Origin of the sequence: Leuconostoc sp. BM2 (assembly GCF_002095565.1) — a bacterium.
GTDB lineage: Bacteria > Bacillota > Bacilli > Lactobacillales > Lactobacillaceae > Leuconostoc > Leuconostoc falkenbergense.
The window spans coordinates 1-21,637 of sequence record NZ_MOWQ01000030.1; the positions used below are offsets into that span (position 1 = coordinate 1).

Below are 21,637 nucleotides of genomic sequence, written 5' to 3' on the forward strand. Positions count from 1 at the left end.
TAGCGCCAAAGAATTAGATCAAATTAATCATTGGATCAATGCGAGACCAATGAAAACACTCAACTGGCAATCACCACGAAAGGTTTTTCAGCAGTTTGCAGTGTTCGGTTAATTCTTGCAATCTACCATATAAAATAAAATGCTATATTGTTGAACTAATTATTATGAAAACTTGCTTGATTAAACTTAAATGATTTTAAAAGTTTGTTAAAAATCAAAAAACATAGGGAACTGATAAAGTTAATCAGTCAGCTTTCTGTTCAAATTACTTTGATGATATAATTACTTGGCTATGTCATTGCCATATGATAAAATAAGAGTCAGTGTGAAGCTTATCAAAAGAAATGTCAACAAAGCTGTGTCACCTAAGGGACAAATTTTGTCCAATAAGGTGCTACAACTTTTTTATTTGGAGGTCTGATATGTCATGGATTTTTTTATTAATGGCCGGTTTATCTGAGATTCTTTGGTCAACTGCAATGAAACTGAGCGATGGTTTTTCAAAAATTAGTTGGGCTATCGTTACGGTAGTTGGTTTAATTGCCAGCATGCTATTCTTATTGCAGGCAGTCAAACATTTGTCGTTTAGCTTAGCATATCCTATCTGGACAGGCATTGGTGCAGTTGGTTCGGTAGTCGTTGGTGTGTCATTGTTTCATGATAAATTTTCTGGGGCCACTTGGTTGTTTGTAATTTTGTTAATTGTGGCTATTATTGGCATAAAAATGACGGCTGGCGAATAGTGAGATGATATCAGGTTAATTTTTGTTGGCGCAAAATAATATCAAAAGCAATAACACCGACAATGCCGATGCTAGTACCAATTAAAATTGCGATTAACCGAGTGATGATTAAATTTGTTCCTAGTTCAGGTCGAACCAGTTTAAAAAGAATAAGCGCAATTGGTGTTGTAAAAAAATTTCCAATCAAGTAGCTTTTAGGCATTGCGAAACAAATTATTCCCATCAATATGACTGCAATAATCATCAATAAGATTTTTTGATGGATTGTTGTATAAATTAATAAAGCAAATATACATCCAACAATGCCAGCAAGCACATAGTGGTATTGGCGATGCCTAGCGGTTGGTATGTTTTCAGCTTGCAAGATGGTGATAGCAGAGACTAACAACCAGTAATAGTTATTGAGGTGACTCTGAACACCAATAAAATAGGCTAACATAGCAAAAATAGAATAGTTAATGGCACGCATGGATTCAATGTTATAAGTGAATTTTTCTCGATCTAGACGGAATGTGATGGCATATTTTTCATAACACCAATTTTCGATTAGTGCGAAAACAGTTGCAATAACGGCACCTAAAATGATGTACAAAGCAAATAAAAGTCTTGTTATGATTGATATTTGACCCAAACTGGACAACATACCATTAATCATCAAGATAAAAAAAGCTTGAGGGCCAAACATTTTTTCTTTAGTCAGTATATATTGTGAAATAAATGCTAACATGCCAATCCACAAAATAGCAAACATTGATCCAGCTAACAAAGCACTGATAGGCAAAGCTAGAATAGAAATAACGTCTACTATCAGCAGTTGTGATATTGTTTTATGTTGATTAGCGGGTACATAGTACATGAGTGTCAATGCACCAAAGCAACTCATCACACCTAACCACTGATTATTAAAAAACCCACCAATTAATAAGGAAATGGCCATTGAACTCATCCCCAAAAAAGCGTGAATGATATGGCGATTGATTTTATTCATGTTAGATTACCTCGAAATTTTCAAATTTTTCCAGCCTAACATAAAAAACTTATCATTGTCAATCGGTATTTGATAATAAGTTGATTAGAAAATTAGATAACAGATTCAATTAAGAATAATCATGTGTTGCATTTTGACGGTCATATTTATTTAGAAGGTTATACAATTGTGGTTTAGCCAATTTTTTATGGTAAAATAAGAGATATATATTTAAAAAAGTGATGAGAGCAGTGATGACCATTAAATATCCAGCAGGCACACGCCATAAGAACTCTGTTCAAAATACAATACGAACGGGTAAGACAACAAAAAAAGCCTTAATTTTCGGTAAACGTGGTATGGGACTGGAAGATGAAATTAATGAGGCTAACGATTATTATTTGGCAAATCGACTTGCTGTCGTCCACAAAAAGCCGACCCCCATTACAATTGTCAAAGTTGACTATCCAGCCAGAGCTGCAGCTAAAATTACGGAAGCCTACTTCAAGCAGGCTTCCACGACAGATTATAATGGTGTTTATCAAGGACGTTATATTGATTTTGATGCTAAGGAAACTAAAAATAAAACATCATTTCCTTTGAAAAACTTTCATCAGCATCAAATTACACATTTAGCAAACATTTTATCTCAAGGTGGCATTGGTTTTGTGATTATCAAATTCACTACTTTAAATGAGGGGTATGTGTACCCAGCAAGTGCATTGATCAAACAATGGCAGAATTTAAAGGGTAAACAATCCATTTCGTATCATGACATTTTGACACATGGGTACATTATTCCAGAAAGCTTAAATCCAAGTTTGGATTATCTAAAAGCTATTGATATGATGCTTGAATCGTTAAAATAAATATCTAGGAGCTCTCTCAGTATTATGGCAAATGATAATTCAAATCAATGGTCGCGTGTTGATCGCAACCAAAATATGTACGATAATCAGCCAGGTCAAGAACCACCAAGGCCCAGACCCAAAGGCAAGGGTAGCGGTCCAAAAAAACCTCGTAAGCCAAGAAAAAAACGACGATGGTTACTTGCAATTTTCCTTTGGCTATTAACGCTAGGAATTATTGGAAGTTTGGCTGGTGCGGCATTATTTTTCACGTATGCCACTGATGCACCTAATATTACTGAATCAGATTTAGCTTCTGAAAATTCAACGCAACTATTAGACAGTCAGGGAAATGTTATTTGGACTATGGCGACGCAAGAGCGTGACTATGCGAATGCAAACGAAATTCCTAAAACGTTGAAGCAGGCGGTTGTTTCAATTGAAGATCGACGCTTTTATAAGCACAATGGTGTTGATCCAATTCGTATTATGGGTGCCGCTTTAGCTAACATTAAAGGTTCTTCACTGGGTATGCAAGGCGGCTCAACGTTAACTCAGCAACTTGTTAAGTTATCTGTCTTTAGTACATCATCAGCCGACCAAACATTAAAACGTAAAGCCCAAGAAGCTTGGCTTGCACTACGAGTTGAAAAGAATTTTACTAAAAACGAAATTCTAACGTTCTATGTCAATAAAGTCTATATGGGTCATGGTATTTATGGCATGAAAACGGCCGCCGAATACTTTTATAGTAAACCATTAACGGAGTTGTCGATACCACAGTTGGCATTGCTTGCAGGAATGCCACAATCACCAACGTATTACGATCCTTATTTAAAAAATAATTCTGCAGCCAAAGAACGACGAAATACTGTTATTGAAGCAATGGTCAAGTATGGTGCCATTACTGAAAAACAAGCTAAGGCGGCTATTGCTACTCCTGTCAACGACGGCCTGCAAGATTTGACAACGAAAGCAGAAAATGCTGATCAAAATCGCAAGGTAGTTGATGCTTACGCCAAATCAGCCATTTCAGAAGCCCAAAAACTGGGATATGATACTTCTAAATCAGGTTTGAAGATATATACTAGTATGGATTCTAGTTTGCAACAATCATTGTACGATAATGCGAACAGTGGGTCAGTTACTTTTTCTAGTGCAAACTTACAGATTAGTGCAACAATGACTAACCCTAATAACGGACGTGTTGTGGCGCAAATTGGTGGTCGAAATGTCACAACGACATTTGGTTTAAACCGAGCTACACAATCTTCACGCTCATCGGGATCATCCATTAAACCATTACTGGATTACGGACCAGCCATTGAGTATTTGAACTGGCCAACGTATCGAACGGTTGTCGATAAAAAATATAAGTATGTCGGTACCGATAAGGATGTTTACGACTGGGATAAAAAGTATATGGGAAATATCACTATGCGTACTGCCTTAACCCAGTCTCGTAATATTCCTGCTGTGCGAACACTAGAAGAAGTTGGTGGGGCTAACGCAGAGAAATTTGTTAATGGTTTGGGAATTACAACCGATGGCACGCCTGGTGGTTCGGCAGCCATTGGTATTCCAGTGACATCAGAGCAAGAAGCAGCTGCTTTTGGCGCAATCGCGAACGGTGGTACTTATTACAAACCCACTTATATTACTAAAGTGGTAACTGCTGATGGCACAACACATAACTACACAACAACTGGCACACGCGCGATGAAAACAAGCACGGCTTTCATGATAACAGACATGTTAAAAGGCGTTATCAAGCCTAATGCCACAGCTGCTGATGCTGCGATTACTGGTCTACATCAAGCTGGTAAATCTGGATTAGTTGGTTATGATGAAGATGATAATATGCCTGAACGTGCCATTTCTGACGCTTGGTTCACTGGTTATACACGGTCATATGCACTGTCTGTTTGGACAGGTTTTGATTATCCAAAGCAAAACTATATTCCTTGGACAGAACAAGATTTGCCAGCACAATATTATGCCAAAGTAATGGCTTATGCTATGCAAAACAAGGATAATACGGACTGGACCATGCCTGATAGTGTTAAACAAACCGTAAAGGGTAATATTGTTGAATATGAAGTTAAAAATGCCTCATGGAGCAATGGTGGCTTACCAAGTGTAACCTCTAGTACCCAGTCCGGTGAAACACCTGCTGAAGCGGGTATTTCGACGAACTCTGCATCGACTGGATCTACAACAGGAAACAATTAATTAGGATTTGATCGAACAATCTGGCTATTAATAGCTAAGATTGTTCTTTATATTTGGAGGGAAAAATGCGGCTATGGGTAACCGGATATCGTAATTATGAGCTTGGTACTTTTGGTGATCAAGATCCCAAAATTAAGGTGATTAAATTTGCATTGAAACAGGCATTAAAGACGCAATTGGATGAAGGGTTAGAGTGGGTTATCACAGGTGGTCAGTTGGGAATTGAGCAATGGGTGGTGTCGGTTGTTCAAGAATTGAAAAGGGACTATCCAAATTTAAAAGTTGCTATGATGCTGCCTTTTAAAAACTTTGGCGGGCAATGGCAATCAAAAAATCAAGAAAGGCTGCACGACTTGATTGCACAGAGCGACTTCGCAGAGAGTGTGTCTACACAAGAGTATCAAGTCTCAGGGCAGCTCAGAGCTTACCAACAATTTATGCTTTCACATACGGATGGTGCATTATTAATATATGACGCAGACTACCCAGGTAAAACCCAATTTGACAGTCAAATTATTCAAGCATATCAAAAGAAAACGCCCTATCCATTGACACAAATTGATATGATGGCGTTACAAGATTACGCTACGGAATACGAAGAACAACGTATAGAAAATATAATATTTGATGAATAATTGTTTATTTTTCTTGTAATTCTGAGAATTTATTGGTAATATAAATTAAGTTAAAAAATTAAACGAGGTGTGTCTTGTGGAACAAGTAAAATACACGCAAAAAGATATTTTAGAACGTGTTTTTAAGCAAAAGCGCATGGGTGTCGGATATGATCCGGCCGATGTCGATAGCTTTTTAGATGATATCATAAAAGATTATGGTGCATTTGGTGGCCGTATTGAGCAACTGCAAGGTGAAGTTGCGCGTTTACAGACAGCATTAAAAGATGCGCAAGATCAATTAGTCCTTGTAAAACAACAGAGCGTTCAAGCTGCTAATGTTGCACCTGCGGCGCCCGCGGTTGAGACAGTATCGCCTGTTGTTACGCCAGCGCCAGAGGTGAAGCCTGTTGCACCTTCAGCTAATACTGTTACTAATTTGGATCTGATTAAACGTGTTGCTAACTTGGAACGTGCTGTTTTTGGTCGTGACCACTCTGAAAATGAAAACGCGTAAAATATGATTGTTGTTGTTGTTGTTGTTGTTGTTGTTGTATAAGTATCGGGTAATTGCGCGTCATATTTCTGACGTGAGGAAGGTCCATGCTCGCACACTCTGAGATGGGTGTAGTGTTTGTGCCGGGATAAAGAATAAACCCGGGGGCAGTGATGCCACGGCGATCGAAAAGGCTAAGGCTTCTAGCTATGTCTGAATAGATACGAAGGTGCCATAGAAACGTATATGTCAGTGAAAATTGGCATTTGAGACGAGGTAAACCCCACAAGCGGGCAACCCAAACTTTTGGTAGGGGCGGCTGATCTAGTAAAATGAAACGATGATCGGTATGGTTTAAGCAATTGAACTTAGATAGATGATTACCGAAGGTGATATGTACCTGCATATCACTGGAACAAAACATGGCCTACAGATACTTATATCAGGTAAGCTCGCTTCGGCGAGTTTTTTTAATGAATAAAAAGCAAGGGTATGCAGTTATTTTTTGTATAAAAAGAAAATAATGTTGCATAAAAATTCATTATCGCGTAAACTGTTATTATTGTGATACAGCACAAGGAGAGATTTGGATATGCAGAAAATAATAAAAAAAATAATGATAGTGGCAATGCTTTCAATTATGTTAATGCCATTTGTCGGAACTTTAGGTCAAACTAAGGTGAACGCAGCAACAACCGATCCAGCATTGACTAAAATCAAAAAGAAAGGTACATTGGTGATTGGTTTGTCAGCCGATTATGCGCCTTTTGAATTTCACGCAACTGTTAATGGACGTGATCAAATTGTTGGTTTTGAAGTTGACATGGCTAAGCAAATAGCCAAGGACTTAGGCGTTAAGCCAGTTATTAAAGAAATGGGATTTGACGGTCTGATAGGTGCCCTGCAGACTGGTAAGATCGACGTTATCATTTCAGGTATCAACGCAACACCGGAACGTGAACAAGTTGTTGACTTTTCGCAGGCTTATTTGAAGCCATTGCAAACAATAATGGTCCTTAAAAAGGATGCTGTCAAATATTCGAGTAATTTGTCTTCCTTTGCTGGTAAAAAAATTGGTGCTCAAAAGCAAACGACTCAAGAAACTTATGTTCAAGATAACATGAGTAGCTCAACATTAGTTAGCCTGCAAAAAGTGCCTGATTTGGTTGCACAGTTATCAACTGGCAAGATAGCTGGAATTGTGTTGAATGAACCAATTTCTAAAGCATATACACAACAAAATAAAACTTTCAAAATTATTTATCCAAAGCCTGCTTCAGGTGAAGGGGCAGTTTCAGTAGCTATGCCCAAAAACTCACCAGTCTTGAAGTCAAAAATTAATGCTTCAATCACTAAGATTGTCAAATCTGGAAAATTGGCAGCATATCAGAAAAAAGCCAATAAGTTAATGTTTGCTGATCAGTCTTTCTGGGCGAAGTACGGTAACTTATTTATTAAAGGCACATTGCTAACGCTGGCGTTAGCCGCTATTGCTGTTGTGATTGGCGTTATATTAGGTACGATATTCGCATTATTTAAGCTATCACCTAATTTTATCCTAAAAGCAATTGGTAATATATATGTTGAATATGTCCGTGGCACGCCACTGCTTGTTCAAGCATTTATGGTATTTTTCGGTACACAAGTGATTGGATTCAATTTGTCTGCCTTTGCTGCTGGTGCTTTGGCCATGGGATTAAATTCTGCCGCCTATGTGGCAGAAATCATCCGTTCTGGTATTAACTCCGTTGATAATGGCCAAAACGAAGCGGCGCGTTCGTTAGGCTTGTCTAAGGGCAAGGCAATGCGTTATATTATTTTGCCGCAAGCCGTTAAAAACATATTGCCAGCATTGGGAAATGAGTTTGTGACTGTCATCAAGGAAGGTTCCGTCGTATCTGTCATTGGTGTTGGTGAGTTGATGTTTCAAACAGGTGTTGTCCAAGGCGCATCCTTTAAGCCATTTTTCCCATTGGTGATTACATCATTAATCTACTTTGTCTTAACATTTGGTATTAGCCGAGCACTGGGTTATGCTGAAAATCGTATGAACAGGACATCTCGATAATATTAAGAGCTATTAAAAAAGACTTGATTTCTAATCAAGTCTTTTTAGATTGTTTTTGATTTTAGTTTTGGAATAGTGAGCATGACACTTAGGCTAATCAGATACAAGACAGATAGAAATCCCATGACGATGACCAATGAATAGCGATCCATTAGAAAGCCAATGAGAACACTTGAGAATCCGCCAACTGCACGACCAAAATTCATGATGGTGTTATTGGCAGTGGCACGAATTTCCGTGGGGTATAAGTGGCCCATAATGGCACCATAACCACCATACATACCATTTGCAAAGAAACCAACTAACATTTGTGCTAGAAGTAATTCTACTTTGTTTGACGCCATTGTTAATACAAAAACGGCAAGTGCTGAAGCAATCAGAAATATGGTATAAGCACGTCTTGCACCAAATTTATCCATAATTGCGCCAAAGGTTAGCATGCCAAGGCTCATCCCAATTATTGTGGCAATCATCCAGAGAGAGGAGCTTGCAGCAGTGAGCCCAATTCGTTTTTGCATGATGGATGGCAGCCAGTTCATAAGTCCAAAATAGCCAGCGATTTGGACCATAACCATAATCATTAAAGCAATTGTTTGCCATGCTTGCGCTGGTGTTGCAAATAATGCTGTAATTGAACCCGGACGATACTCGGTGCTGGTTTGCTTAGCTTGCATATCAGTGAATACTTTACTTTCCGATAAGTGTCGGCGAATAAAGAAAATCAAAATGACGGGTAGTAAACCAAAGACGTAAAGTGTATGCCAACCTAATATTGGTAAGATAACGGCTGCTAAAATTGCTGCCAATATGGCGCCGATTTGACCACCAATAGCTGAAAGGGATGTTACTTTGGCGATAGCTCTTTTTGGAAAACTTTCAGCAATAATAGCCATTCCAGAACCATATTCACCGCCAGCACCTATTCCAGCAAGAAAACGTAGAGCGTAGACCCAATAGACATTTTTGGCAAAAAACATTAATGCTGTTGCGATTGCAAAAATCCAGATAGTGTATGTAAAGACTTTTACTCGGCCATACTTGTCAGCTAATATGCCAAAAAAGAGACCGCCAATCAGCATACCTAAGTTTGTGATTGATGATATCAGGCCAGCTGCTGCACCTGATATATGCAAATCAACAATCATAGATGAAAGTGTAAATGACAAAAACATCACATCCATGTTTTCCAACCCGAAACCTGCTGCAGTAGAAGCGATTACCTTTTTTTGGTAAGCACTAAAATGGTGCGCATTGAGCGGGGACATACCAGTTTGTTGCATATTAATTCTCCTTGAAATGATTACTCACAGGTAATCTTTATTTGCTGGTTAGAATTATCTAAGTCTTGTGATAGTTCAAACGATTTGATTATACGCTTAATTTTTTTTCAATGCAACCTGATAATATAAAAAACCACTTTGGTGTGTACACTCAAAGTGGTTTTTTTGTAGTTAAATTTAATATTCAAAAGTTACTCGAACGCCTTCAGGAATAGCAAAGTCTTTTTGCAAAAGTGTCAGTTCCCCAGACTCACTGTCACGACCGTATAACGATACGTTATCTGTATCTTGGTTAGCAACAACTAAGAATTGTTCGTCCTTGTCCCAATTCATATCACGTGGAAATTCTCCCTCAGTGCTAATGAGTTGGATTCGTTCAATTTCTGCACCAAGATTTGAAACTTTAAATACGGCAACTGAATTATGCCCACGGTTTGAGGCGTAGATGTAGTGTCCGTCCTTGCTCAAACGAAGAGCTGCTGATCCGTTATGTTCTGTCCAGTCTGCGGGTATTGTAGAGGCAGTTTGAACGTGTTCGAAAGAACCATCTTCAGAATTGTATTTTAGCACACTCAGCAAACTTGACAATTCTCCAAGCAGGTAGGCGTATTGACCATCTGGTGAGAAGCGAATATGTCTTGGGCCAAAACCAGCTTCAGTTGTGAAGCGTGATGCTTCAGTAAGTTTGCCATCATCAGAGACATCGAAAGTAATGACTTCGTCAGCACCAAGATCCACAGCAACTAAACGATTATCTGGTGTCAAATTGCTAAAGTGAATGTGTGATGACCCTTGTTCTGGGCGTGGACCTGAACCTTCATTTTGCCATTGATCAGTTAATGTCAAATTACCATCGGCATTAATGTGATAAACTTCCACAGTACCACGATGGTAGTAGCCGGCGTATACTAATTGTCGCGCTTCATCTACGCCAATATAGGCTGGAGCAGATCCTTCGCTGAGTTGCGCATCAATTTCAGCCAGCGGGCGTACAGAATTATCAAAGGTGACAACGCCACCTTGACCATCACGATTTTCAACCGCGTAAACCTTGTTTGCTTTTGAGACTGCAAGATAGGTTGGATTAGTGAGTTCACCAACAAGTGTTGGGTTTTGTAAAAGTTTTTTCTCAGTATCAAGTTCCGCTTCATACAATCCCTTTGAGATTCTTTTTGTGTAGGTGCCAAACAAAATTTTATAAATTGCCATGATAAGGACTCCTTTAAAATGTCTAAATTTATTATACTCGAATGTAAGCCTTTTCACAAATTTCTTTGTTAACGTAGCTGTCATTATGCCTGAAAAGCATGATGAAACAGCGCGATTTTGGCTAGCAACATGATTTTTATTTCTATGGTAAAATAATAATAAACGTGATGAATCGGGGAATATTTATGTTAAAAGACCAAGAACAACAGTCATGGTACAGACGATGGTTTTCTGGCAACAACTTACTCAATGGACTTATTGTGATACTGCTAATCTTACTGATTATTTTTCTGGCTTGGCAAGTTCGTTTTGTGTTTGAACCTATGCGAGCTTTATTTACGGCAGTGGGTGCCCCAATTATTATTGCAGGGGTTTTGTATTATTTGTTGAGTCCATTGGTAAACTTATTGGAAAAGCATGTTCATTTACCCAGAAATTTATCAATTGGCATTGTATTGATTGCACTTTTAGCAGTCATTGCTGGGGTGATTGTTGCTGTTTATATGGTATTACGCACACAAGTTGTGTCATTTATTGATAATTGGCCACAATATTGGCGCACGAGTGAACGCTTTATTAACGACACATTTGCATCTGATCAATTTAAGTTTATTCGTGATTACCTAAATCATACAAATGCGGATATCAACCAAAATGTGATTGATTGGAGTAAAAAGTATTTGACGAGTGGTGTTGCTGGCATTAGTTCGTTTGCGTCGACGCTAACTTCAATTGGTGTAACGATGGTTTCTACGCCTTTTATCCTTTATTACATGTTGCTTGATGGACATAAATTTTCAGCTGTTGTGGCTGATAAATTCCCACAAAAAGCACAAATATCAGTCTATCATTTGTTGAGAGAAGTGAGTTCGCAAGTGGCACAATACATTCGTGGACAGCTCGGTGTTGCGTTAGCGGTTATTATCATGTTCTCGATTGGTTATACAGTGATTGGGTTACCGTATGGTATATTATTGGCTTTGATGGCTGGCTTCTTTAATATGATTCCGTATGTAGGATCTATTCTTGCCCAAGTGCCAGTGTTTACAGTGGCGTTAATTGCTGGGGGACCAAAATTGTTAATTTTGGTGATAATTGTTTTGGTAATTGAACAGCCCATAGAAGGACATGTGATCGCCCCAAAAATTTTGGGTGAAGCATTGTCTATTCACCCTGTCACTGTCATTGTGGTATTGTTAAGCGGTGGTCATATTTTTGGTGTATTAGGTGTTGTGTTAGGCGTTCCAACATATGCTGTTGCGAAAGTTCTAGTGACACACATATACGAGTGGTGGCGACATAATTCAGAATTGTTTAAAGTGGAAGGAACCGTTGAAAAATGACTAATCATGTTGTTTTATTTGAACCCTTAATGCCTGCTAATACAGGTAACATTGCGCGTACAACTGCTGGTACAGACGCTGTTTTACATTTAATTGAGCCTCTAGGCTTTGATTTAGATGACAAACATGTTAAGCGGGCTGGTCTCGATTATTGGGACCACGTGCAATTGGTAAGGCATCCAAGCTTGCCGGATTTTTTGGAAACGTTGGCACCTACGGATCATTTGTATCTCGTTTCTAAGTTTGCGAACCAAGATTATACAGAGCCTGATTATACACAAGCTGATGGGGATAACTACTTCCTTTTTGGTAAAGAAACCACTGGTTTACCAGAAGTGTTTATGCGTCAAAACCCAGAAAAGGCAATTCGGATTCCACAAGACGACACACATATTCGATCTCTGAATTTGTCAAATACTGTTGCCATTGTCATCTATGAGGCGCTACGTCAACAGTCGTTTCCAAATCTGGATACTGTTCATACCTATGAACAAGATAAATTAAAATAAGGGGTTGACGTCACTATAAAATCTTGTTATGATTATATAGTTGTTTCAGCAGTGAGATAACAAAGACCATGGCTCGTTGGTCAAGTGGCGAAGACGCTGCCCTTTCACGGCGGAATCGAGAGTTCGATTCTCTCACGAGCTACTAAAAGTCGCAACTTCGGTTGCGGCTTTTTGTGTATAATTATTGAAATTAAATGACTTTATTGACAGTTAAGCAATTCTTAAGAATTAAAGATGAACACGCGTTCGCATTTTAAACATGATAAAATAGAGCGTTAATAATATATGAGGTAATAATTTTGGCTACCAGAAAAACAACCAGAAAACGACGAAGAACCAGTTCACGTTCAAAAAAACAGCAACATCCACTTGCTAGAAATTTGACGTTATTAATTAGCGCTATTCTAGGTGTTTTGGGTACTTTTAAGCTGGGCTTGATTGGCATTTTTGTAGCGAATATTTTCCGCTTTTTCTTTGGTAACGTTTATTTTGCAATTATTGTCCCTTTAACAGTTGGGATGCTATATTATATGCTCATGCGAAAGTTGCCTAAAATTGCTGGACATTTTTGGATGGGAGCCGGTATGGCATTTATTGCCATTGAAGTTATTTCTTCGTTACTGTTCTTTACTTATACGTTGCAAGATGGTACAGGATATGTAAATGAAGTCATTCGTATTATCAAGCAAGATTTTGCGAATCAAGCAGCTAACACACCACTTGGGGGTGGCGTTGTTGGTGCGGCAATATACCATGTGTTGTTCATGTTAATGTCAAATGTTGGTACTTGGATTGTCACGACATTGTTATTATTTGCTGGTGTGATTATATTTTTCCGAATTCCAGCTCGTGATATTGCTGAAAAAAGTGTTGAGAAGGCACAAGCGGGTGTGGCATATATTCAAGAACAACGGGCTAACGCCCCTAAACGTGAGCCTTTTTTCAATAAAAACGGACGTAAAAAAGATATTACTGATTATGGCGATAATCCATTAGGTGTTGATCATTCGGCTGCGTCAGAAATGGACAATCAGGCTGAAAAGGTTACTGATGAGTTGCCTCAAAACCACGAATTTATTGAACCAGAAATTAAGTGGAATGGTCCAGTAACCAATAATGAAAATAAATCGTCAGATGAAGTGGTAACACCTGCCACAACATTATCAGAGGCTGATGAAGAAGTATCGCTAGCGACCGATACACCAGAAGCAAATAATCCAGATTATCAACTGCCATCAGCAGAATTGTTGACACAGGTACCTCCGGCGGATCAAACAAAAGAATTTAAAAGTTTGACTGAAAAGTCACGCCTAGTTCATGACACATTACAAAGTTTTGGTGTGGAAGCGGAAGTGACCAGTGTCTCATTGGGACCAACCGTTACGCAGTATGAATTAAAACCTGGACAAGGAGTTAAAGTTAACCGCATTGCTAATTTGGCAGATGACTTGGCGTTAGCCTTAGCGGCTAAATCAATACGTATAGAGGCACCGATTCCAGGAAAACCATATGTTGGTATTGAAGTACCAAATGATACACAAGCAACTGTCGGGTTCCGAGATATGATTGAACATGCACCGTTTGATGATAATCCACTAAATGTGCCACTTGGAAGAGACGTTACTGGTAATATTATTATGGCCGATTTATCAGCCATGCCACATTTATTGATTGCCGGTTCAACAGGATCTGGTAAATCTGTGGGACTCAACGGCATTATCATTTCAATTCTACTTCGTGCTAAGCCTAGTGAAGTTAAATTGATGATGGTTGATCCGAAGGTAGTTGAATTATCGATTTACAATGGGATCCCACATTTGCTAACACCAGTTGTTTCTGAGCCAAGAAAAGCTGCCAAATCATTGCAAAAAGTAGTTGACGAAATGGAAAATCGTTACAAATTGTTAGCGCAATTTGGCAAACGGAATATCGGTGAATATAACGCTGCGGTTGATAAACAAAATGCCGGTGCTATTGCAACGGGTGAGCCTATCATGCAAAAAATGCCCTACATCGTCGCAATTGTTGATGAGTTTGCAGATTTAATGAGTACGGTTTGTAGTGAAATTGAGGTTTCAATTGCACGATTAGGTGCCAAAGCCAGAGCTGCTGGCATTCATATGATCTTGGCTACTCAGCGTCCAGATGTTAAAGTAGTCAATGGGACTATCAAAAGTAACATTCCTGGTAGAATTGCTTTTAGAACGGCTTCAGGCATTGATTCACGTACGATTTTGGATAGTAACGGTGCAGAAAAGCTGTTAGGCAGAGGTGATATGATTTTTGCGCCACCTGGTAAGCCGACACAACGTGTGCAAGGTGCCTTCATTAGTAACGCTGATGTTACTAGTGTGGTAGAATTTGTTAAAGCGCAGCAAGAAGTTCAGTATTCTGAAGCTATGACGGTGACAGATGAAGAAGTTGCGCAAGATGGTAGTGATATATCGGATGGTAACAGTGAAGATGAATTGTTCCAAGACGCATTGCAATTTGTAATCGAACAACAAAAAGCTTCTACTTCGTTGTTACAACGACGATTTAGAATTGGCTATAATCGAGCTGCCAGATTAATTGATGACTTAGAAGCAAGTGGCTATATTGGCCCAGCCGATGGTTCACGGCCACGACATGTCAATGTTTCGGATGGCAGTTCCGGTATTGAACAGTAAGTGTAAAACAAGTGATATAAAAGTAGAGTAATATAATGGCATTATCAAAAGAACAAATAGCAGCATTACAAAACGTATATGACAATGGTATTCTTGATCATGATGACGTTGCCCATGATGCTTTGAAGCAGGTATTAGTGGATTTGAAAAAATAAATTGCAAAAGTTCTAAAACAGTGCTAAGATTGTTTTTAGAAACTTTGATGAGGACAACTTGATTACTGTGCGTTTAAAGAGAGTTCATGTTTGGTGGAAATGAACAGCGTAAGTTTGATAGACTACCTTTGAGTGGTGATAAGTAGGTAACGAAATTCATTCGGGTGACGCCGTTAATTGTCATTTAAGTTGCATCTTATGATGCAAAACTTGGGTGGTACCACGGTAAAGCGTCCCTTTGAGTCTTTTGGCTCAGAGGGACGCTTTTTTCAAGTGTTGCGCAGGGTTTCGAAACGTAATTTGATTATTTATGATGAAGAGGGAAAGTATATGACAGAAATTCAATTAACATTTCCAGATGGTGCTGTAAAATCCTTTGCAGCAGGTACAAAGCCAATTGAGGTTGCAGCTGGTATTTCAAAGTCTTTGGCCAAAAAAGCAGTTTCCGCTAAGTTGAATGGTCAATATGTTGGCTTGAATGATGCGCTTGAAAATGATGGTGAATTCGCATTAATTACGACAAGTGATGATGAAGCTTTGGAACTTTTACGTCATTCAGCATCTCATTTGTTGGCGCAAGCCTTGAAACGTATTCCTAAGTTTGCCAATATGCACTTTGGTGTTGGACCATTTATTGATAATGGCTTTTATTACGACACTGATAACGGTTCAGGTAATCAAGTTTCAATTGACGATTTTGCGGAAATTGAAGCCATGATGCACAAAATTGTTGCAGAAGATTTGCCAATTGTATCACGTGAAATTTCACGTGACGAAGCGTTGACATTATTTAAAAATGATCCATACAAGATTGAACTCATTAATGATTTGCCAGCCGATGAGAAAATCACAATTGCTGTTCAAGGCGATCATGTTGAATTAGACAAAGGTGGACTTGTGCCATCAACAGGTTGGGTAAAGCACTTCAAATTAACTTCAGTTGCCGGAGCCTACTGGCGTGGTAAATCATCTAATCCAATGATGCAACGTATTTATGGTATTGCTGAATGGAAACAAGCGGACGTCGATGCTGAGGTTAAACGTCGTGAAGAAGCTAAAGAACGTGATCATCGTACCATTGGTCGTGATCTAGACTTGTTCTTTACTAGTCAAGAAGTTGGCTCTGGGTTGCCAGTGTGGTTACCAAATGGTGCAACTATTCGTCGACAAGTTGAACGTTATATTATCGACAAAGAATTAGCAAATGGCTACCAACATGTTTATACACCAGTGTTGTCGAACCTGAATTTGTATAAAACGTCGGGGCATTGGGATCACTATCGTGAAGATATGTTCCCACCAATGGATATGGGTGATGGCGAATTCCTAGAGTTGCGCCCAATGAATTGTCCTTCACATATTATGGTCTTCAAGCATAAGCCACGTTCATATCGAGAATTGCCAATGCGCATTGCAGAGCTAGGTATGATGCATCGTTATGAAAAATCAGGGGCTTTGACAGGATTGTCACGCGTTCGTGAAATGACTTTAAACGATGGGCATACATTTGTGGAACCTGAAAAGCTTGAAGAAGAATTTAAGTCAATTTTGACAATGATGATGGAAGTTTACCGTGACTTTGACATCACTGACTATCGTTTCCGTTTGTCGTATCGTGATCCTAAAAATACAGAAAAGTATTTTGATGATGATGACATGTGGGAAAAGTCTCAAGCGCAATTGAAACGCGCAATGGATGATCTTAACCTTGATTACTTTGAAGCAGAAGGTGAAGCTGCCTTTTACGGTCCAAAATTAGATGTCCAAACTAAAACAGCATTGGGTGGTGAAGAAACAATGTCTACCATTCAACTGGACTTCTTGTTACCAGAACGTTTTAATTTGACTTATATTGGTGCTGATGGACAAGATAACCACCGTCCGGTTATGCTACACCGTGGTATTGTGGGCACAATGGAGCGCTTTACAGCTTACTTGATTGAAATGTATAAGGGCGCTTTCCCAACATGGTTAGCACCATTACAAGTGCAAATCATTCCCGTTAATGTTGATGCGCATGGTGAGTATTCTCGAGATATTCAACAAAAATTGCAAGCCGCTGGCTTGCGTGCACACGTTGAGACAAAGGATGCCAAGATGGGCTATTTAATCCGTGAGGCACAAACGAACAAGATTCCATATACTTTGGTTCTAGGTGATTCTGAAGTGGATGGTCAAACTGTCACAGTCCGTAAGTATGGGGAAGACAAGACACAAACCATGTCATTTGAAGATTTCCAAAACATCATATTGACTGATGTTTCACACTATTCACGTGAAGTAAACGATTAAAAAGTTCAATTATGGCGTTGTTAACAAAAGCACCCTACGAATTTCGCAGGGTGCTTTGCAGTAAGAGGAGAAGTAAAATATTAATATGTCAGAGACAAAAGAGAGTCATCAACCGCAGCAACATGGTTTGAAAAATAGACACGTTCAATTAATTGCTATTGGCGGCACAATTGGGACAGGTTTGTTTATGGGTGCTGGAAATTCAATTCATTTTGCTGGGCCGTCCATACTGTTCGTTTATCTAATCATTGGATTTTTTATGTTTGTTATGATGCGTGCGATTGGCGAGTTGCTATATGCAGATCCAACGCAGCACACTTTTATCACGTTTATTACCAAGTATATTGGTAATCGCGCGGGTTTCTTTGCACGGTGGTCGTATTGGCTAACAATTGTATTTATGGGCATGGCTGAGTTGACAGCTGTTGCAAAATACATTCAGTTTTGGCTACCAGATTTGCCAAGTTGGCTGATTCAAGTCGTGATTTTGGTATTATTGACATGTGTTAATTTGGTTACGGTTGCTTTGTATGGTGAAACGGAATTTTGGTTTGCAATGATTAAAATCGTAGCTATTTTGGCACTGATTGCCACAGGTATCATCATGGCTTTGACGGGCTTTAAAACGACGGTTGGTGATGTTGCATTCAGTAATGTCTGGCATCATTTTAGCCTATTTCCAAATGGTGTTGGTAACTTTATTAATGCTTTTCAAATGGTAATGTTTGCCTTTGTGGGAATGGAATTTATTGGTATGACAACGGCAGAAACTGAGAACCCTCGCGCTGTCTTGCCAAAAGCAATTAATCAAATTCCGTGGCGAATTCTGTTCTTTTACCTTGGTGCATTATTCATTATTATGACGATTTATCCTTGGCAAAAAATTCCTGCTAATCAAAGCCCGTTTGTTATGATATTCCAATTGGCTGGGATTAAATGGGCAGCAGCTTTGGTAAACTTTGTCGTATTAACTAGTGCGGCATCGGCTTTGAATTCGGTGTTATTTAGTGCTAGTCGAAATTTTTATGCCTTGGCCTATCAGTCAAAAGCCTCATTTATAAAACCATTCCGCAAAATGTCTCATGCTAAATTACCGGTGAGAGCAATTTTGTTTACATCTCTAATGATTGCATTTTCTGCAATTATTTCATTAATTCCAACGATTACAAACGCTTTTAGTTTTGTGACAAGTGCATCCACAGATTTGTTTTTGATGATTTATGTGCTTATTTTGATTGCTTATATGCGTTATCGTCAATCAGACAATTATATGCCGGATGGTTTCTTGGTTATTGCGCCAAAGGTTTTGGTGCCAATGGCCATTGTATTCTTTGTTTTTGTGTTCATAACCTTATTTTTTAATCCAGAGTCGCGTATTCCGGCGCTTGGTTCAACGATATGGCTCATTGTCTTTGGTTTCATCGCGATGAGGCAGCCTAAAACAATTAGTCTTGAAAAGTAAGTCCTAGTGACTTGCTTTTTTATTTGATAACGATATGATGAATATTAGATTATAAAAAGCAAAAATTCATCATGGCTCATAAAAGAAAACTAAAACGGTCAGAAGTTCCGGTAAATCTGACTTGGAATTTAACTGATATTTTTAAAACGCCGGCAGACTATGAGAAGGCGTGCCAACAAACGACAGATACAATTAATCATTTTTCGTCCTTTAAAAATCATCTGGGTGATAGTCCTCAAAATTTATTGCTTGCAACTGAAAAGTTAGTGAATGTGATCGACGTTAATATTGATAAAACTTGGGCTTATGCAGAACTTTTGTATGCTAGTGACATGACTAATCCAGTTGCTCAGCAAGTTAAAGGGGCATCTGACGAGCTCATGGCAACTTTTTACGCAGGGACAGCTTTTTACAAAATTGAAATATCAGGCATTGAATCCGATAAACTGCAGTCATATATGACGCAAGAGCCAAAATTGTTGCATTATCAATTTTATTTTGACAAAATTCGTTTAAATAGTGCCCATCAATTAACAGCGACCGAAGAAAAATTATTGGGTGCGTTAAACGCAACTCTTCAAAGTCCTAATGATGTTTTTGATACGCTTAATGATGTTGATTTGAACTTTGGCACATTGAGAGATGAAAATGGCGATGAAATTGAATTAACCATGGGGAATGCTTCACAGTTTATTCATTCACAAAATCGCGACATCAGAAAGAAAGCTGTTGATATGATAGCGCACGCGCATATCAGCGTTTCGCATACTATGGCTAAACTTTATAATACCCATGTTCACAGTCAAAATACGATTGCTGCATTACGTGGCTATCACAGTGCGCGCTCACAGCAATTAGCACAAAACAATATTCCTGAAGCATTGTACGACGTGCTCATTAGTAAAACCCATGAACACATCAATACGGTTTACCGCTACTACGATTTAAGGAAAAAAGTGCTTGGGGTTGAGCAATTACATCATTATGACTTATCTGTACCATTAACTGGTAAAGATTTCTTACCAACAACCTATGAAGAGGGGGAAAAGCTGGCACTAGAGGCATTGAAGCCACTTGGTGAGGATTACGTTAACCAAGTGAAAGAGGCATTAAATAATCGCTGGATTGATGTTGCAGAAAATGTTGGTAAGTCTTCTGGTGGTTTTGAAATTGGTATTGCAACAGTTCATCCGTATATTTTATTAACTTGGACAAATAAATTGTATAGCACTAATATTTTGGTGCATGAATTGGGCCACGCGATACATAGTGTCCGAAGTAATCAAACACAACCCGTTCAATATAGTGAAGCGGCAACTTTCAATGCCGAGATTGCTTCCACGCTCAACGAAATTTTATTGCAAAATTATCTGATTAAAAAATACCAAAATGACCGTGAAGCGCAAATTTATTTGCGTACAAAATCAATTGCTAGTTTTTTGAATGTAGTTGTAACAGCTGCAGAGTTTGCAGAATTTGAGCACCTAACTTACCAAACGGAACAAAACGGTCAAGCATTGTCTTTAACCGTATTGAATCAAATGACGACACAATTAGAAAAGCAATTTAATGGTGAGCAAATTGTTGATGATTTTCCGGATGACAGTTATGCCGTCCAATTTGCCAGTGTGCCACATTTTTACTACAATTTTTATGTCTATCAATATGCGACATCGTATGCGGTGGCCAGTGCGATTGCTAATAAAATATTGAGTGGTGACAAGCAAGCGCTGGATAACTACCGCCGTTTTTTGGCTTCAGGTGGCGTCGATTATCCAGTTAATCTCATTAAGTCAGCAGGATTTGATATGGTCAGTGGGGAGTATCTTGATAGTGCTTTTGCGAATTTTGAAGAGGATGTTAATACCCTAGAACAACTTTTTTCGACTAAATAAATCGTTATCAATACTTGCGAGGGCTGTCAAGATAACGATGTGGTAAAATAGAATTACTGAAATTGGAAGGAAAATGCGTCGCTGTTTCAGATTATGACCGGCGCAAACTCATCATGGCTTTTTTAATTGATTTTATTCTACATATTGATGCTCATATTGCTAATTTGGTGCAATCATTTGGTTTATGGACATATCTTATCTTATTTGCAGTCATTTTTATTGAAACTGGCGCAGTCATCATGCCCTTTTTGCCTGGGGATTCTTTGCTATTTGCTGCGGGTGCAATTGCTGCCACGCAGGCTGGACTCAATGCTGGATTGAATCATTGGGTGTTTATGTTTGTTTTCTTTTTTGCAGCCATTTTGGGCGACACATTGAATTTTTGGATTGGCCGAACAGGTGGTTATCAGCTGATTAGGCATCCATTAATTGGGCGCTTCATTAAAGAGGAGCATATTCGAGAAGCAGAGGGCTTTTTCGAGAAAAAGGGCGCGGTTGCCATCATTATTGCGCGTTACATGCCGATTGTGAGAACCTTTGTGCCGTTTGTGGCAGGTATTAGTCAGTCCCCGTATGGCCGATTTTTGAAAAACAGCGTGATTGCTGCGTTTACGTGGAGTTTGATTGCCACGGGGGCAGGGTACTTGTTTGGCAATATTCCGTTTGTTAAGGCGCATTTCTCTATCATTATTTTAGGCATTGCTCTGGTAACATTGTTGCCAACGATTATTGGCATTATTCGTTCAGCAATGATTTCACGTCGGCAAAAAAAATTATCTAAAAAATAATATTTATCATAAAACCACCTGATATACCAATATAACAGACGGTATCATGATAAACTCAATTCAGTAA

16 protein-coding genes, 1 tRNA gene, 1 other RNA gene, 1 pseudogene and 1 other annotated feature are annotated in these 21,637 nt (G+C 38.8%); of the genes and pseudogenes, 16 read left to right on the plus strand and 3 right to left on the minus strand.

Features of this window, described 5'->3' with window-relative positions:
• Positions 1–112, plus strand: a pseudogene (locus tag BMG01_RS11000) (IS30 family transposase); the annotation flags it as partial.
• 310 nt (positions 113–422) lie between these two features.
• A complete protein-coding gene (locus tag BMG01_RS08055; RefSeq protein ID WP_004915342.1) occupies positions 423–743 on the plus strand; it encodes a multidrug efflux SMR transporter in 321 nt (106 codons plus the stop codon).
• A gap of 10 nt (positions 744–753) precedes the next feature.
• On the opposite strand, the gene BMG01_RS08060 is transcribed toward BMG01_RS08055, so the two are convergent.
• Positions 754–1,731 carry an FUSC family protein gene (locus BMG01_RS08060; protein WP_004915341.1) on the minus strand — a complete coding sequence of 326 codons (978 nt, stop codon included), beginning with the start codon at positions 1,729–1,731 and terminating at the stop codon, positions 754–756.
• A 233-nt stretch (positions 1,732–1,964) separates the two neighbouring features.
• Here BMG01_RS08060 and recU point away from each other — a divergent pair, with 233 nt between their 5' ends.
• The 6 genes from recU to BMG01_RS08090 all read left to right on the plus strand — a co-directional run bounded on the left by recU (position 1,965) and on the right by BMG01_RS08090 (position 7,968).
• Complete coding sequence (gene recU / locus BMG01_RS08065) at positions 1,965–2,579, plus strand: Holliday junction resolvase RecU (protein ID WP_004915338.1); 615 nt, start codon at positions 1,965–1,967, stop codon at positions 2,577–2,579.
• Between the two features lie 24 nt (positions 2,580–2,603).
• The gene (locus BMG01_RS08070; RefSeq protein ID WP_036067889.1) at positions 2,604–4,790 is read left to right on the plus strand and encodes a transglycosylase domain-containing protein; all 2,187 of its coding nucleotides are present in this window, start codon (positions 2,604–2,606) and stop codon (positions 4,788–4,790) included.
• Between the two features lie 65 nt (positions 4,791–4,855).
• Positions 4,856–5,425, plus strand: a complete 570-nt coding sequence (locus tag BMG01_RS08075) for a DUF1273 domain-containing protein (protein WP_004915334.1) — start codon at positions 4,856–4,858, stop codon at positions 5,423–5,425.
• A 76-nt stretch (positions 5,426–5,501) separates the two neighbouring features.
• A complete protein-coding gene (locus tag BMG01_RS08080; protein ID WP_004915332.1) occupies positions 5,502–5,921 on the plus strand; it encodes a DivIVA domain-containing protein in 420 nt (139 codons plus the stop codon).
• A gap of 41 nt (positions 5,922–5,962) precedes the next feature.
• An RNA gene (gene rnpB, locus BMG01_RS08085) (RNase P RNA component class B) lies at positions 5,963–6,335 on the plus strand.
• Between the two features lie 157 nt (positions 6,336–6,492).
• A complete protein-coding gene (locus BMG01_RS08090; protein WP_036067892.1) occupies positions 6,493–7,968 on the plus strand; it encodes an ABC transporter substrate-binding protein/permease in 1,476 nt (491 codons plus the stop codon).
• Between the two features lie 44 nt (positions 7,969–8,012).
• On the opposite strand, the gene BMG01_RS08095 is transcribed toward BMG01_RS08090, so the two are convergent.
• Positions 8,013–9,248, minus strand: a complete 1,236-nt coding sequence (locus BMG01_RS08095; RefSeq protein ID WP_004915328.1) for an MFS transporter — start codon at positions 9,246–9,248, stop codon at positions 8,013–8,015.
• Positions 9,249–9,425: 177 nt separating this feature from the next.
• Positions 9,426–10,457: a lactonase family protein gene (locus tag BMG01_RS08100; RefSeq protein ID WP_004915325.1), complete on the minus strand. Its 1,032-nt coding sequence runs from the start codon at positions 10,455–10,457 to the stop codon at positions 9,426–9,428.
• A gap of 185 nt (positions 10,458–10,642) precedes the next feature.
• On the opposite strand from BMG01_RS08100, the gene BMG01_RS08105 reads away from it, so the two are divergent.
• The 8 genes from BMG01_RS08105 (at position 10,643) to BMG01_RS08140 (ending at position 21,570) form a co-directional block, all read left to right on the plus strand.
• Positions 10,643–11,800, plus strand: coding sequence for an AI-2E family transporter (locus BMG01_RS08105; protein WP_004915322.1), 1,158 nt, complete (start codon positions 10,643–10,645; stop codon positions 11,798–11,800).
• Positions 11,797–12,309, plus strand: a complete 513-nt coding sequence (locus BMG01_RS08110) for a tRNA (cytidine(34)-2'-O)-methyltransferase (RefSeq protein WP_004915320.1) — start codon at positions 11,797–11,799, stop codon at positions 12,307–12,309. Before BMG01_RS08105 ends, BMG01_RS08110 begins: the two co-directional genes overlap by 4 nt.
• A 70-nt stretch (positions 12,310–12,379) precedes the next feature.
• A tRNA-Glu gene (locus BMG01_RS08115) sits at positions 12,380–12,451 on the plus strand.
• 157 nt (positions 12,452–12,608) lie between these two features.
• Entirely contained in the window at positions 12,609–14,978 is a 2,370-nt protein-coding gene (locus BMG01_RS08120; RefSeq protein WP_036067897.1) for a DNA translocase FtsK, read from the plus strand.
• 190 nt (positions 14,979–15,168) lie between these two features.
• Positions 15,169–15,374, plus strand: a binding site (T-box leader).
• 89 nt (positions 15,375–15,463) lie between these two features.
• Entirely contained in the window at positions 15,464–17,425 is a 1,962-nt protein-coding gene (gene thrS, locus BMG01_RS08125) for a threonine--tRNA ligase (RefSeq protein ID WP_036067187.1), read from the plus strand.
• Positions 17,426–17,510: 85 nt separating this feature from the next.
• Positions 17,511–18,887 carry an amino acid permease gene (locus BMG01_RS08130; protein WP_004915308.1) on the plus strand — a complete coding sequence of 459 codons (1,377 nt, stop codon included), beginning with the start codon at positions 17,511–17,513 and terminating at the stop codon, positions 18,885–18,887.
• 71 nt (positions 18,888–18,958) lie between these two features.
• Positions 18,959–20,782 (plus strand): oligoendopeptidase F, encoded by a 1,824-nt coding sequence (gene pepF / locus BMG01_RS08135; RefSeq protein ID WP_004915305.1) that lies wholly within the window; start codon positions 18,959–18,961, stop codon positions 20,780–20,782.
• Positions 20,783–20,895: 113 nt separating this feature from the next.
• Positions 20,896–21,570: a VTT domain-containing protein gene (locus BMG01_RS08140; RefSeq protein WP_036067898.1), complete on the plus strand. Its 675-nt coding sequence runs from the start codon at positions 20,896–20,898 to the stop codon at positions 21,568–21,570.
• The last annotated feature ends 67 nt before the right edge of the window (positions 21,571–21,637 follow it).